At 47.8% G+C, this 13,274-nt stretch carries 9 protein-coding genes; 3 read left to right on the top strand and 6 right to left on the bottom strand.

All coding sequences use genetic code 11. The annotated features are described in order from the left end of the window. Window positions 1-325: 325 nt before the first annotated feature. The 4 genes from cas2 to LX66_RS00710 all read right to left on the bottom strand — a co-directional run bounded on the left by cas2 (window position 326) and on the right by LX66_RS00710 (window position 7,046). On the bottom strand, window positions 326-631 hold the full coding sequence (cas2, locus tag LX66_RS00725) for a CRISPR-associated endonuclease Cas2 (protein WP_145711964.1): 306 nt from the start codon (window positions 629-631) through the stop codon (window positions 326-328). A 42-nt stretch (window positions 632-673) separates the two neighbouring features. Then, window positions 674-1,570: a type II CRISPR-associated endonuclease Cas1 gene (gene cas1, locus LX66_RS00720; protein WP_145709974.1), complete on the bottom strand. Its 897-nt coding sequence runs from the start codon at window positions 1,568-1,570 to the stop codon at window positions 674-676. Between the two features lie 11 nt (window positions 1,571-1,581). Further along, on the bottom strand, window positions 1,582-5,814 hold the full coding sequence (gene cas9 / locus LX66_RS00715; RefSeq protein ID WP_145709973.1) for a type II CRISPR RNA-guided endonuclease Cas9: 4,233 nt from the start codon (window positions 5,812-5,814) through the stop codon (window positions 1,582-1,584). A gap of 143 nt (window positions 5,815-5,957) precedes the next feature. Continuing rightward, the gene (locus tag LX66_RS00710; protein ID WP_145709972.1) at window positions 5,958-7,046 is read right to left on the bottom strand and encodes a type I restriction endonuclease; all 1,089 of its coding nucleotides are present in this window, start codon (window positions 7,044-7,046) and stop codon (window positions 5,958-5,960) included. Window positions 7,047-7,391: 345 nt separating this feature from the next. Between LX66_RS00710 and LX66_RS00705 the strand changes: the two genes are divergently transcribed. Beyond that, the gene (locus LX66_RS00705; RefSeq protein WP_145709971.1) at window positions 7,392-9,080 is read left to right on the top strand and encodes a tetratricopeptide repeat protein; all 1,689 of its coding nucleotides are present in this window, start codon (window positions 7,392-7,394) and stop codon (window positions 9,078-9,080) included. A gap of 117 nt (window positions 9,081-9,197) precedes the next feature. On the opposite strand, the gene LX66_RS00700 is transcribed toward LX66_RS00705, so the two are convergent. Continuing rightward, window positions 9,198-9,488, bottom strand: a complete 291-nt coding sequence (locus LX66_RS00700; protein WP_407643557.1) for a YidH family protein — start codon at window positions 9,486-9,488, stop codon at window positions 9,198-9,200. Between the two features lie 262 nt (window positions 9,489-9,750). On the opposite strand from LX66_RS00700, the gene LX66_RS00695 reads away from it, so the two are divergent. Continuing rightward, the gene (locus tag LX66_RS00695) at window positions 9,751-10,563 is read left to right on the top strand and encodes an acetolactate decarboxylase (RefSeq protein ID WP_145709969.1); all 813 of its coding nucleotides are present in this window, start codon (window positions 9,751-9,753) and stop codon (window positions 10,561-10,563) included. Window positions 10,564-10,569: 6 nt separating this feature from the next. Further along, on the top strand, window positions 10,570-11,442 hold the full coding sequence (sigJ, locus tag LX66_RS00690) for an RNA polymerase sigma factor SigJ (protein ID WP_145709968.1): 873 nt from the start codon (window positions 10,570-10,572) through the stop codon (window positions 11,440-11,442). Between the two features lie 107 nt (window positions 11,443-11,549). Here the strand turns inward: sigJ and ftsZ are convergent, their stop codons facing one another. Continuing rightward, the gene (ftsZ, locus tag LX66_RS00685) at window positions 11,550-13,229 is read right to left on the bottom strand and encodes a cell division protein FtsZ (protein ID WP_145709967.1); all 1,680 of its coding nucleotides are present in this window, start codon (window positions 13,227-13,229) and stop codon (window positions 11,550-11,552) included. Window positions 13,230-13,274 lie beyond the last annotated feature (45 nt).

Here is a 13,274-nt window from a genome sequence, read left to right as displayed (position 1 = left end):
GAATAACGAATTCGTCGTTGTGATTTGCTTTCAAATTAATCTGTACCTTAGGTCAACAACAACTATAAAGTTACATCATTCTCTCCATCCTCTGTTGTGATTTGCTTTCAAATTAATCTGTACCTTAGGTCAACAACAACTAAATAAAAGGTTTTAACTTTAAATACTATGTTGTGATTTGCTTTCAAATTAATCTGTACCTTAGGTCAACAACAACCGGATTCGATGAAATGCAGTCCGGTTGTTGATTTTGCCCTCTTTTTACAATCAAAAAAATGGAAGATTACGCGTTTTTTTGATTCTAGGAGGGACTGATCCGGATCTCCTAGAATAATTCGAGTTGCTGGGCCGTATCGGGGGGATCAACCGGAATAGTACCACGGAATATTTCCATCATGCCAAACTGCTTATCTGTAATGGTAAGAATACCAACATGTCCTTTTGAGGGCAGGATGGATTTTACCCTTTTCTGGTGTACTTCAGCATTTTCCTTACTACTGCAATGACGGATATACATACTGAATTGGAACATCTGAAATCCATCAGCCAGAATTTTTTTTCGGAAGTCTGTATAGTTTTTTCTATCTTTTTTAGTTTCTGTAGGTAGATCAAACAATACTAAAATCCACATAACCCGGTAAGCATTTAGGCGATTAAACATAAAATTTGCTTTTCATGTAAATTCCGGGTACAGGATTTTACGGCTTTTCCCTTCAAAACACTTGGCCAAACTGGCCGTCGTTCGTTGTACAGCATTCATGAGAGGACTTTTCTGACCTCCCAGCAATACATCCATTGCCGGGACGCCCAACAATTGTTTTTTCATAGTAGGGCCAAGCTCAAGAAATTTTCCATTCATCCGGATAATTTCGCATACCGCTTTATCTACAAAAGGACGATAAGGCTCCATAATATCATCTGCCAGGCAGTAGGCATTATACTGGTTGCGGTGGAAAATTCCCAGGGTTGGCAGCAAACCGCTTCCTACCAGGCTGCGTGCTACTACTGCGCGTAAAATGGCATATCCGTAATTAAGAAGGTTGTTGGGCGGATTTCCATGTCGCTCCCTTTTAAATTCCAGGAAATCAGGAAATACTTTTTTCCAGTAATATACAGCAGCTTGTGCCTCGGTATTCTCGCTATCACCACTTTTCACATCTTTTGCCAGTTCTGTCAGGAACTTGTTTTCTTCCCGCTGGAGTTTTAACAATGCAGCCTGGTTAAGTATTTTGGCTGTTACCGTTTGCTGCCAGAGCTGCTTTTTTAACGGTACGGATGCTTCTATCTGCGCCTGGAATTTCTGTGATTGCAGTGTATGGCCATCCAGGTTTAGAAACATTCCTGCAGGATGGTGAGTAGCATCACATGTTATAAAAGCCACATTGTTGGCAAGCAGTTTTGCCATTAAAGCCTGTGTAATGGTGATCTGTTGATGATCAAGAATGAGCAATCCTATATCTTCAATAGGAGCTGTTCTAACCTCTCCGCTATCCTGCATCTCTATCACCAGTTGCTCATTGCTGGTTTTAAGATAAGCGGGGTTGCCAAAATATAGGGTCCTTTTAATCATGATTAAATGATCTAAGCAGGAGCAATATTTCCTAAGCGGTCATGTCTTAGTTTGATACAACATTGTTTTATCATTTTCCCATCCCATGATCTTTCTGATTTGTTGTTGGCTCCAAGCTCCAGTGTTTCTATAATAGGTTTTGATATATGATGAGGAACAAAGAAACATTGATTGCCCGACGAACTGACCATTTTGTATATTTTACTGCTTATGGCTTTTTTATTGCTCCAATCAATGGCCTTAATATTTTCTTCGGTATCAGGAACATAAACCAGATCGTTAGGCGACAGTACATAGTGTTTGTGCCCTTCTTTGGGTGGAACAACCGGTAGCTTATTCATTTTGGCGGTTAAGACCTCCCTTAATCCAAGTGTAGTATAGGACCTCTCACCGGTTAATATGTTTTCGTAAATAACAAAAAACAGGTTGGTGCCTTTCGCGGCTTCCACCAACTGGCCTGGCCGTATCTCAAATTTACCGCCTACAGGCTCGTAAATGGATACCTTGGTTACAGGTTTCCCAACTGTTTTTGCCAAAGCTTCCAGTCCTTCCCCTGTAAATGCTGCTTTAGGATCGTCTTCATACTGCGATAAATGTTTATGAAGCTGATATTTTAACCCTTTTTGCTTTTTATTATCATATTCGGCAATCTTATCGATTTTATCCTTTTTAAAACTGGCATCTAATGCTACCCGGTTGAGCGCATAGACCTGCCAATGCCAAACCAGAACTTTATCGGTGATGTTTCCGCTCGTGTCGGTTAATGGATTTGCTTTGATAGCAGATTTGATTTTTTTTATATCATTTCCATACTCCTGCTTTAATGCCTTTAGCTGCCGTTTGACGGATTTATCTGCCACTTTGTCAATATCCTTTAACGCCTCCTCTAAGTTAGCTTTTCTGTACTCCCTGAAGTTTACGGTGCCGCCAATGGTTTCCTTATGTAGCGGTTTTCTGGCGGAGAATAGTTCTCCTTTGGTCTGTTCAACCAGCGCTTTTATCCATTCTCCTTTTTCATCCCGAACATATTTTGTATACCGGTTAATACCCTTGTTTAATATTCTATGCCGGTTTTTATATGATATAATGGTGCTTTCCAGAGCCGTTTTCGCATCTTCAACAAAAGTCTTCCAGGGCTTCCTGAAATCTCTCGCCTTGTTGGACTGCAGCAATTTTTTTCGGAAGCTAGTCCCTTTATCCTTGTCCGTGTTTTGTGCTTCCAGCGTATTAATATACTGTATATGGGACTGGGTTGTGCAGGCCACTACAATAGCATCCATTGCATGGTGACGGTGATCGATACGCTTTTCGTATCCCTGTAGATGTATGTTTCGCTGTCCATTTTCATCAACTGTGTAGGACACCATTGTTTCACCAGTTATCGATTCAAGTCTTAAAAACCGTTCCTCAAGTATTTCTTTCATTTTGTTACCTAATCCCCATTTGTGCTTCAATTCATCCGTTATTTGACCGGAAGATGCCCATACTTGTCCTGTAACCTGGTGTAGCAGTTCATTAACCCTCCGGCTGATATGACGGGTATCATTTAGCTGGCGCTCAATAAACCCTTTCGGCACTTCGGCACTTAACAGGTTGCGGCGTTTCCTTCCCCTGAAATTTTCTTCAATATGTAGCAGGTACTTTTCAACCGGCAATAACCTGTTCTGTATACTACCCTGCTGAATATATTGCATGGCAGTAAGGTTGTCTTTCTCCTTGTTAGCCCATGACTCTACAATTACCTTGTTAGCCAGACTGTCATCGTAATGTCTTGAGCGGGGGATAACATGATCAACTTCGTATTTAAAGGTAAACAGCTCCGAAAGCATAATGGGGTTGCCAGTGTAGGGCGATATACATTTTTGTTCTACCCATAACCGGTATTTCTCTACTTCCGCCTGCGTAGGTTCAGTGGCTTTCCTGAAAAACCTTTCCCTGCTGTTTTGGTATTTGAAATTGCCATTCTCTTCCAGTATTCTCACTTTTTCTATATCAGCTAATGAATCCGGGTTGCCAATTTTTAGTTCCCGGAGGATGGCTTTTATTCTTTCTTTGTCTTCCCTGTTCTGGCGGTTGGCGTCGTAAATGGCTTTTCGTTCCGCAGCCGTTTTTTTTAGGTTGCGGGCCAGCTCAACCCGTATTTGCTCAGGCCTGCCATATTGCCTCCAGATATCTTTAACAAGCTGTAAGGTTTCATTTACTACCTGTTCAACAATTGGGTTACGCAGCGTTTTAGCCTCCAATCCTTTTACCTCCTCGGGTGTAGAACATGGTTCTCCATAATTATTCTCGCTGTGTTTTCCGTAAACTATATAACAGGCCAGCCATTCCGGCAGCGCCTGGTAGTCTGTGATGGATGAAAGCCCGTGTTTAGCCCGGAATTTTTCAACCCGTTCACGCACAGATTCGTCTAAAGTTGTATCCAGCTCTCCATTATCCAGTTTGCTGATTCGTTCCCTTACCGCCAGCGGGATATTACTTTCTGACCAGTATTTTCCTGCGCGCATTAAGGACAGCAGCTTGTGTATGGCTTTGGCGGAATAGGAGGCATATTGTGGCCTGAAAGGAGGGAGTTTGGAAAAAGCGGCCGCCAGTGTATCTGGGAATTCAAATCGTTTCTCTAGGGAGCGTTTAATGGCATTTTCATCATCTACCGAATATATAAGATGCCATAGCTGCTGTAATTTTTTTTCATTTTCAAGTAACTCATTCCCCTCACTTGCGTAGTTATGTTTTTTGAACAACTTCCTAAACTCCTGTTTGGTTTCATTCCCCGGAAATTCAGTTTCCGGCGGATAGTTTAACCTGTGAGTATTGTTGGAAACTCCTATCAATTTGAAGATTTCCTGGGAGCTGACCTTTGCTTTGCTATCAAATAAATTGAATAGCGGCTCCAGTTTGGGCCGGATATATATTTCGGTTTCATCTATGTCTGTTTCCCATCTCTCATTGATCATCTTTTTAAGCGCAAATATTTTCAGGTTAAGCAGGGTTTTCCATATCCTGAACTCCTGGAAAGCGGGGCTGCTAATGGGCGCTACTTTATAGCCAGGCGTGTAAGGGATGGTTTTTCCATTGATTTGTTTGTCCAATACAACATTTTTCTTTTCATACCTGCATTCTCCAATGGAAGATTTTTGAGACTTTAAAGGCCTTTGATAATAAATAATGTCTTTTACAATAATATAGAACAGGTCGTTAGACAGCAGTTCCTTCTGCTTCTCCTTGTTATTGGCATAAAACTTTTGGGCAATCTCGGGCAGTTTATCCATGGCCTTCAGCTCGGGATGATATTCAGACTGCTTTTCCCATATTGCTTTAAACTCTGCTTCATAACGCGCTCTGTCGATGATCCGTTCCCTTATCCGGTAATTTCTGTCTTTCAGGATCTCATGCAAGAAGTAGGAGCCGGGGTGAAGGTTCTTGTTGTCGAAGTCCTTTGCCAGCGCCTCCCTTAATTTCTGCCAGTCGGTTTTATCGGGAATAGCGAACTCTACCCGTGTATCTTTTTTGGAGCGGATAACTCTCACCTCCAGTTCTATCTCCTGGTTGAGCCAATCAGGTAAGGTGTCTCTGTATATGATACCTTTGGTGATACCTTTTGAAACAGGCTGGTCTACTTCAATTTCTATGGCTTTTTTCTTTCGGGTAATTTCCCCGGTATCCCTTATGCCTGTTACCTTCACAATCATAACTTTGGATTCCCGCTTTGGAAGACTGTCTTCGGAATCCTCCCCGGTATTTTCAATTGCTTCATTGTTGGCTTTTCTATTGCTCTTGAAGCCCCTTCGCTGATTGATATGATAAAGTACCCGGGCTAACTCGGAAAGCGCTATTTTCCGGGTCAGCGCCTTATGCCGGAGAAAGTATACTATCCAGTCTTCCGGAATTTTACTGGTGGCGAATAATTCATACATTTGTTTTATGGAGTCTTCCGTAATTGGAAGCTTATGCCCTGGTTCAAAAGTCGCCGGCAACCACCCGAGTAGCTTCAGCAGTTCAATGAGCCGCTGCCTCCTGAGTTTGTACCTGTGGCGGAGCCGCCTGGCCCCCCGGGCCTGCCTTCGTGCCGCTGTTTTGGAAACACTATTACCTTGTTCAAAATTGGTCAATAAATCGGCATCCATGGGGACTATCCGGGAGCCGGCTCCCAGTATTTCCCCTTGTTCATTGTCAAAATCAAGGTTAACAACTGCCCAGCCTATTGAGTTGGAACCAATGTCAAGCCCGAGTATTCTTTTCATAATTATTTTGCGGTATAAACCTTTTTTTTGCAGGTTAATAATTTTGGTTATTTTAGACTATTAATTAGAAGCAAATCACAATAAGGATTATTCCGTAGTGAAAACTTATACAGTAGTCCCGCTCACAAGGCGGGATTGTTGTTTTACATAACCCCATTCTCCTTAACAGCTTCCCCTACCTCATCATACCGCTTCGCTGCATTCAGCAGCCGTTCGCTGTACTTGTAAATGTCATCCAGCAACTGGATATCCACTTTCTCGCCTCCTTCGTTGTCAAACAGCGTAAGGGTTTTCTTCTTGCCGTTAAAATGCAGCCTGCAGATGGGTTTCCGATTGTTATCATCCATCAAAATGCCCATGTAGGACTGTGTGTCCCGGTGCACCACCCTTTTTACATCGATACTTTGCCGGAGGATGGCCCTGACAATATAAAAGGCTTCCAGCTCCTCTTCCGTGGTAACTATTCTTGCTTCTTCACTTGCTTCCGGCTCGGCCTCCTCTGACTGATTCTCCTGCTGCTGCTGTACCTGTAATGCGGATTTCAATCTTTCATTGATAGCATCATTGATAAACTGGCTGAAGGAGCGTTTAACCAGCCCTTTGAATTGTTCCAGCACTTTAGCGGTGACCATGGTAGGGTATACCTGCTTGGCAAAAAAGCGGGTAAAATCATCCGTAGGTTCATTCAGTTCTTTCAGGATGATATTCCTGATCTCATTCGTATACTTTAATTCGCTCGCAGTGGTAATGATCTTTTCCAGGTCAAAATAACTTTTGTGGAACTCTTTCAGTTTCTCCACCTGCATGTCTTTGAGGTCGTCTATCCTGAATTCAAAGAAAGGCTTTTCATCCATTTTGTTCGGCTCTGCCAGGTCGGTATACAGCCGGTAGGATATGCCATTGGTAAGGATGCTGAACCTTGCAGCAGTGCAATGAAAATACCGGAATAGCTGGCTGTCATGGGGATCTAAATTGGCGGACCAGTGCTTGCATTCAACCAGGATAGCAGGCTTGCTGTCCTTCATGATGGCGTAGTCTACTTTTTCGCCTTTCTTGATGCCGATATCCGCAATAAACTCCGGCACGACTTCCAGGGGGTTAAACACATCATAGCCGAGACATTGAATAAAGGGCATTACAAAGGCATTTTTGGTGGCTTCTTCCGTGAGGATCTGGTCTTTGAGCTTGGCAACGCGCTCACCGAGTTGCTTCAATTGATCTTTGAAATCCATAGGGATAATTTTAAGGTTAATTGAAAAAGCTTATCAATTTTCAGGGCAGATCAATAATGTAAGATATTGGGTTGGGGCACTTGCGAACAAGCACATTCTCTTGAAAAACCGGTAATAAATTTAACAAAATTGCCGTATCCGCCAAAAATATTTCCCGCAGCCAATACCGGCTAAAACCGATAAATAGCCGATTTTATTTGCAACCGGGCAATTTTATCTACCTTAGCTGTACGATAATATCACCCCGATTATAAACGGTGACAATGAACAGGACGGTACTTTAGGGACAACTGCCAGGCAGGTATCTTCAGCAACTTTTATAGGCCCCAAAAATAATGCAACCACATGAAAAAGCTATACAGGGAATTTTCCCCTTTTTTTGGGGTACTTCTGTTGTCAGCGCTCATGGCATGCAACGGCCGGGGTAAGCGCCCGGAAACCGTTAGCGCCATTGATCTTAAAAGAGGCCGGATGATCCTCTGCGGTCCGCCCGACAAACAACTAGGCACTGTAGGGTTTAAAACATCCTGTTCCGGCAAGGCGCAGGAAGACTTTAACCTTGCCATAGCGCTGCTGCACTCATTTGAATACGATGAAGCAGAAAAAGTTTTTGCAAAAGTGATTGATGAAGCGCCGGAGTGCGCCATGGCATATTGGGGCGTAGCGATGTGCAATTATCACCCGCTCTGGAACCCCTCTACCCCGGCGGAACTGGAGAAAGGCGCAAAGGCCGCTGCCATTGCCATGTCACTTGAAAAAAAATCCCAAAGAGAGTCCGCCTATATAGCAGCAATCGCATCATTCTATAATGCCTGGGACCGTACAGATCATGCTACCCGCAGCCGCCGCTTTGAAAAGGCAATGGAAAAGATCTACACTGCATATCCCGGTGATAAGGAAGCGGCAATTTTCTATGCGCTGGCGCTCAATGGCGCTGCGGATCCGGTAGACACCGCATTTACCAGGCAGCGGAAAGCCGGCCGTATACTGACAGCTTTATACCCCAATGAGCCTTATCACCCGGGCATCGTACATTATATTATCCATAGTTACGACTACCCGGAGCTGGCGGCTTTGGCCCTTCCCGCCGCCAGGGCGTATGCTTCCGTTGCACCATCATCTGCGCACGCGCAGCATATGCCTTCTCACATTTTTATCAGGCTGGGGCTTTGGGATGAAGCCATTCAATCCAACCTGGCAGCCACTGCGGCGGCAAAATGCTATGCTGAAAGTGCGGGTATCAAAGGACATTGGGATGAGGAGCTCCATGGAATGGACTACCTGGTATATGCCTGTTTACAGAAAGGGGAGAACAGGCAGGCGAAAGCGCAATGCAGGTACCTGGAAACCATTTCCGAAGTGTACCCGGAGAATTTTAAGGTTGCGTATGCGTTTGCCGCCATCCCCGCCCGCTATTTACTTGAGAACAGGCTATGGAAAGAGGCTGCGGCGCTGAAAGTATACCCGCCGCATTTTCCATGGCAGGCATATCCCTGGCAAAGGAGCATTATACATTTTACCCGGCTGCTTGGCCTGGTCAATACTGGTAATATCAACGCAGCTAAAGCCGAGTTGAAAACCCTGGTCCGGCTTCATGATACGCTGGTAAAGCAAAATGATCCGTATAAGGCCGGCCAGGTGCAGATACAGGTGAAAACCGCTGAAGCCTGGATACTGTTCAAAGAAGGACGTGATAGCGAAGCATTGGCGTTGATGAGCGCTGCTGCCGACATGGAAGATCATACCCCGAAGCACCCTGTTACGCCGGGGGAAGTGCTGCCCGCAAGGGAACTATTGGGAGATATGCTTTTGCAGATGAACAAACCCACCGAGGCGCTGCATGCATATGAGGCAAGCCTGCAGCAAAGACCTAACCGGTTTAATGGGCTTTATGGCGCCGGCCTGGCTGCAGAACGGCGCCATGATCCGGGGAAAGCGCGGCGCTACTACCAGCAGTTGGCAAGCATGGCCAGTGGTGCTGACCGGCCGGAGCTTAAAGCGGCCAGCTCTTTCTTAAAGCGCCATTTCCCCTGATTACAATCACTTCTTTTCCTTCTCATTGTCATTAGCAGGCGCCCGCTGTTACGCTAACTTACCTGTTGTATGGAAAGCCGCTGCTATGAATAAAGTAGCCACCCCGATCGGCCCTGCTCAGCTCGTCATCAGCAGGTACACCACTAGGAACAGCCCGCAGGCCATCACAAATGCCGTAAACACTGCCGGCAGTTTTCCTGTGTGCTGGTAAGCCTCGCTGTTAATATTCTTTGCTACCTGCAGGTAGCGGATGTAGGCAAACAATACCGTCACAATGCCCGAAGCGATCAGCAGGATGCCCATGGTAGGAGAGAAGCCCTTTTGCCGGATAGGGTTTTTATCGTCCACAATAATAGACAACTGCTTCACAAACAGGCTGAATTTTACCACCACAAATCCGAATGCCATAACGGCTATTGCGGTCCTGATCCAGGCCAGGAAAGTGCGCTCGTTGGCAAGGTGGTCTGTAATGCGTTTATTGGATCGTTGCTGTTCAGAGGATGGCTGCATAACAAAAGCGGTTTTTTTGAAGTAATCGCAATCTACTCATTCCATCATTACCTTTCAAGCCCCCGGGCAAATAGCCACCGCCATCACACAAATCCATATTGCCAGCACTTCCCTAAACCCCTATCTTTATACATTGAAAACAAAAAGATCAACAAACATCATGCGCCTCGCATTCCTGCATACCATCCTCACCTGCTGCCTGCTATGCAGCGGTTTTACCGGACGCGCCGGCACGGCCGCCCCGCCGGACACCCCGTATCATCATCTCTTTACTGCGGGTATAGGTGCGGCCCTTATCGGCGGCCTGTACGACGGGTTTTATTCCTACCAGGCGCTCAAACAGCACGGCGATTTCGGGCTGGGTGCACCGGACCAACTGGACGGGGAACTGCTGGTATTTGAAGGGAAAGCGTACCAGACCCAACACACCGGCAAAACTTTCGAGGTGGACGATGAAGCGCGCACCTCCTTTGCCATGGTCAATTTCTTTCAGCCGGACATCACGCTGCGGCCGGGCAGGGCCATGAGCAAAGCGGAACTGTTCCGCTACCTGGATAGTGTGCTTACCAACGTAAACGGTATGTACGCCATCCACATCAGCGGCGCCTTCCGCTTCCTTAAAACGCGGGCTTTCCCGCCGGTAAAGAAAGGGGAGCACACGCCGCTGGCCAACATGCTGCCGCTGCAGCAGTTCTTTACATTCAACGACTGCCGGGGCGACCTGGTAGGTTACCGCCTGCCGGTGTTCATGGATAATACCAACATATCCGGGTATCATTTTCATTACCTCTCCGCCGCAAAAGACGCCGGCGGCCATATCATTGACCTGCAGGCGGAGGACATACGGATTGAAATAGACACGCTGCGCAGCTACACCATATATGTACCGCCTACTGCGGACTACGAACATTTTGATTTTAAAAAGAACCGGGAAGAGGACATCAAAAGCGTGGAGCGCGGCGGAAAAAACTGATAGCATATGACTACCGTATCACCCGATAGCGTTTTTCAATACCGTCCCCTGCTCGTCTCCCTGGCGTACCGGATGCTGGGGCAAAAACAGGAGGCAGAGGATATTGTACAGGATGTATATGCCCGCTGGCTGGAAATGGACATTGCCGCCGTGCAGCAACCGAGGCATTACCTGATGCGCGCGGTCACCAACCGAAGCATCAACCGCTTGAAAACACTGCAGCAGCAGCGGGTATCCTATACCGGTCCCTGGCTGCCGGAGCCGCTGATGGAAGATCCCGCGCCCCTTATGACGGGCGATAAGGAACTGTCCATCGGACTGCTGTTCCTGCTGGAGAAGCTGAATCCCCTGGAAAGGGCGGTATTCCTGCTGCGTGAAAGCTTTGATGTGCCCTACAAGGAGCTGGAGGAGATACTGGACATCCCGGAGGCCAACTGCCGCCAGTACCTGCACCGCGCCAGGGAAAAGCTGCAGCAGGACAAAAAACGTTTCAGCACGGATACCGCCCGCCACCGGCAATTGCTGGAAGCTTTCCTGGACGCCTGCTCCCGGCAGGACCAGGAGGCGCTGATCACCCTGCTGAAAGAGGATATCAGCTTCTACGGCGACGGCGGCGGCAAGGCATCTGCCGCCATACACCCCCTGTTTGGGCGCGAGGTGGTGATGAAGGTGTTACTGGGCATCTTCCGGAAGCCGATTGCGCCGGCACCGCAGTTCCGTTTCCTGCAGGTGAACGGGCAGCCTGCCCTGGCGCTGTTTGACGGGGATACGCAAACGCCCCTGCTCTGCATCTGCTTTGAGGAAGTGGATGGCGCAATAGACAGTTTCTATTTTGTACGCAATCCCGATAAGCTGAAAAATATTCGTCTTGTATCTTGAATGGAATGTAAATGATAAAAAGCAAAAGCCCCCTGGAGAACCGGAGGGCTTTTTTAACACAACTAAAAAACAATCAAACTTTGCTTGTGAATCACAGTTGCCTGCCATCAATCGGGTTTCTTCCCATCTAAAAAGGTATTGATCGTGTTGATCTCGGCCTGGTGCTGGCCGGAATCGCTCACGGTATAATTAGAATAGAAATTTTCTGCAGAACCGGCGCCATTGTCCAGGTTAATGTTACGGCGCAGGTAAGCGGGCACGTTCTCTATCTCCGCGTTGTTATCCATCGTTTTCACGTTAAAGCTGATGCTCCGCAGCTTGGCCACGCGCTCCGCCTGTTTGCGCTTCTGCTCCTCCAGTTGCTCGTCCAGGGGAGACTGTGCGGGCGGGGGTGGGGTAGGCGCTGCCGGCTCCTGCTCCTCGCGGTACACCATCTTCATTTCAGGCTGGTCGTCGGCCGGCGGTGTAGGTGGCGGCGTGCCCAGCGGTTCTATGTGAATGTGCGTAGGATGGCTGTGCTGCTGCGGGCGGATCACGTTAATGCCTCCACCGCTGGCAGGGGGAGCGGGCGGCGGCGTATAATCCGGGTCCGGCTCTATGTTCAGCACGTACCTTTCCGGCGCCGGTGCAGGCGGCGGGGTAGGCGTGGGATGTGTTACCACCGGCTCTACCAGCCGGGGCGCCATTTGGTCCACCGGCTCCTGGAACAGGCTGCCCTGGTTATTCAGTTTTTTTTCATCACCATCGCGGCCCAGCTCCATCACGATCTTTGGCTCCTCCGGTTTGGCCGGCTCCTGGTTCATGGTTACGCGCTGGATGGGTTTCTGCTCAAAGCCGGTGGCAATGATGGTAACGCCCAGCTTGCGCTCCAGCGTCTGGTCATAGCCCACGCCCAGGATCACGTCGCAATCCTCGCCGGCCTGGCTTTGCACATATGCCTGTATGATGTCCATTTCATCCAGCGTATGCTCGTAATCGCCTTCGGCAGATGAAATGTTGATCAGTATCCATTTGGCGCCGCTGATATCATTGTCGTTCAGCAGCGGGGAGGTAAGCGCATCTTCAATGGCCCTTTGCGCGCGGCCGTCGCCTTCCGCGGTGGCTGCGCCCAGTATGGCTACGCCGCCGTTGCGCATTACCGTGCACACATCCGCAAAGTCCACGTTGATCTGCCCGGTGGAGTTGATCACATCCGTGATGCATTTGGCGGCGGTGGCCAGCACGTTGTCCGCTTTTTCAAAAGCGGCCTTGAATTTCAGGTCGCCGAATTTCTGCCGCAGCTTGTCATTGGAAATGATCAGCAGCGTATCTACATATTCTTTTAAGCGGTTTACGCCTTCATCGGCCTGCTGCATGCGCTTCTTGCCTTCGTAGGAGAAGGGGGTGGTTACAATGCCTACCGTCAGGATGCCCAGCTCCTTACAGATGCGCGCAATAATAGGCGCGCCGCCCGTACCGGTGCCGCCACCCATACCGGCGGTAATAAAGGCCATCTTGGTATTGACCTCCAGTATCTTTTTCAGCTCTTCAAAGGACTCCTCCGTGGCCTGCTTCCCTATTTCAGGGTTGGCGCCGGCGCCCAGTCCCTGCGTAAGATGCGGGCCTAACTGTACCTTGTTGGGTACAGGGCTGTTGGCGATGGCCTGCGCGTCTGTATTGCAGATAATAAAATTCACCCCATCAATGCGTTGGTTGTACATGTGGTTCACCGCATTGCTTCCACCACCACCAATGCCTATTACCTTGATGATGGAGGATTTCTCCTTTGGAAGATCAAAATGTATCATGACTCTATCTCTTTTATGGGTTAGTTATCAGTTCATTCGTGGCTG

It is taken from the genome of Chitinophaga japonensis (assembly GCF_007830125.1).
GTDB lineage: Bacteria > Bacteroidota > Bacteroidia > Chitinophagales > Chitinophagaceae > Chitinophaga > Chitinophaga japonensis.
This window is presented reverse-complemented; position numbering and strand designations above follow the sequence as displayed.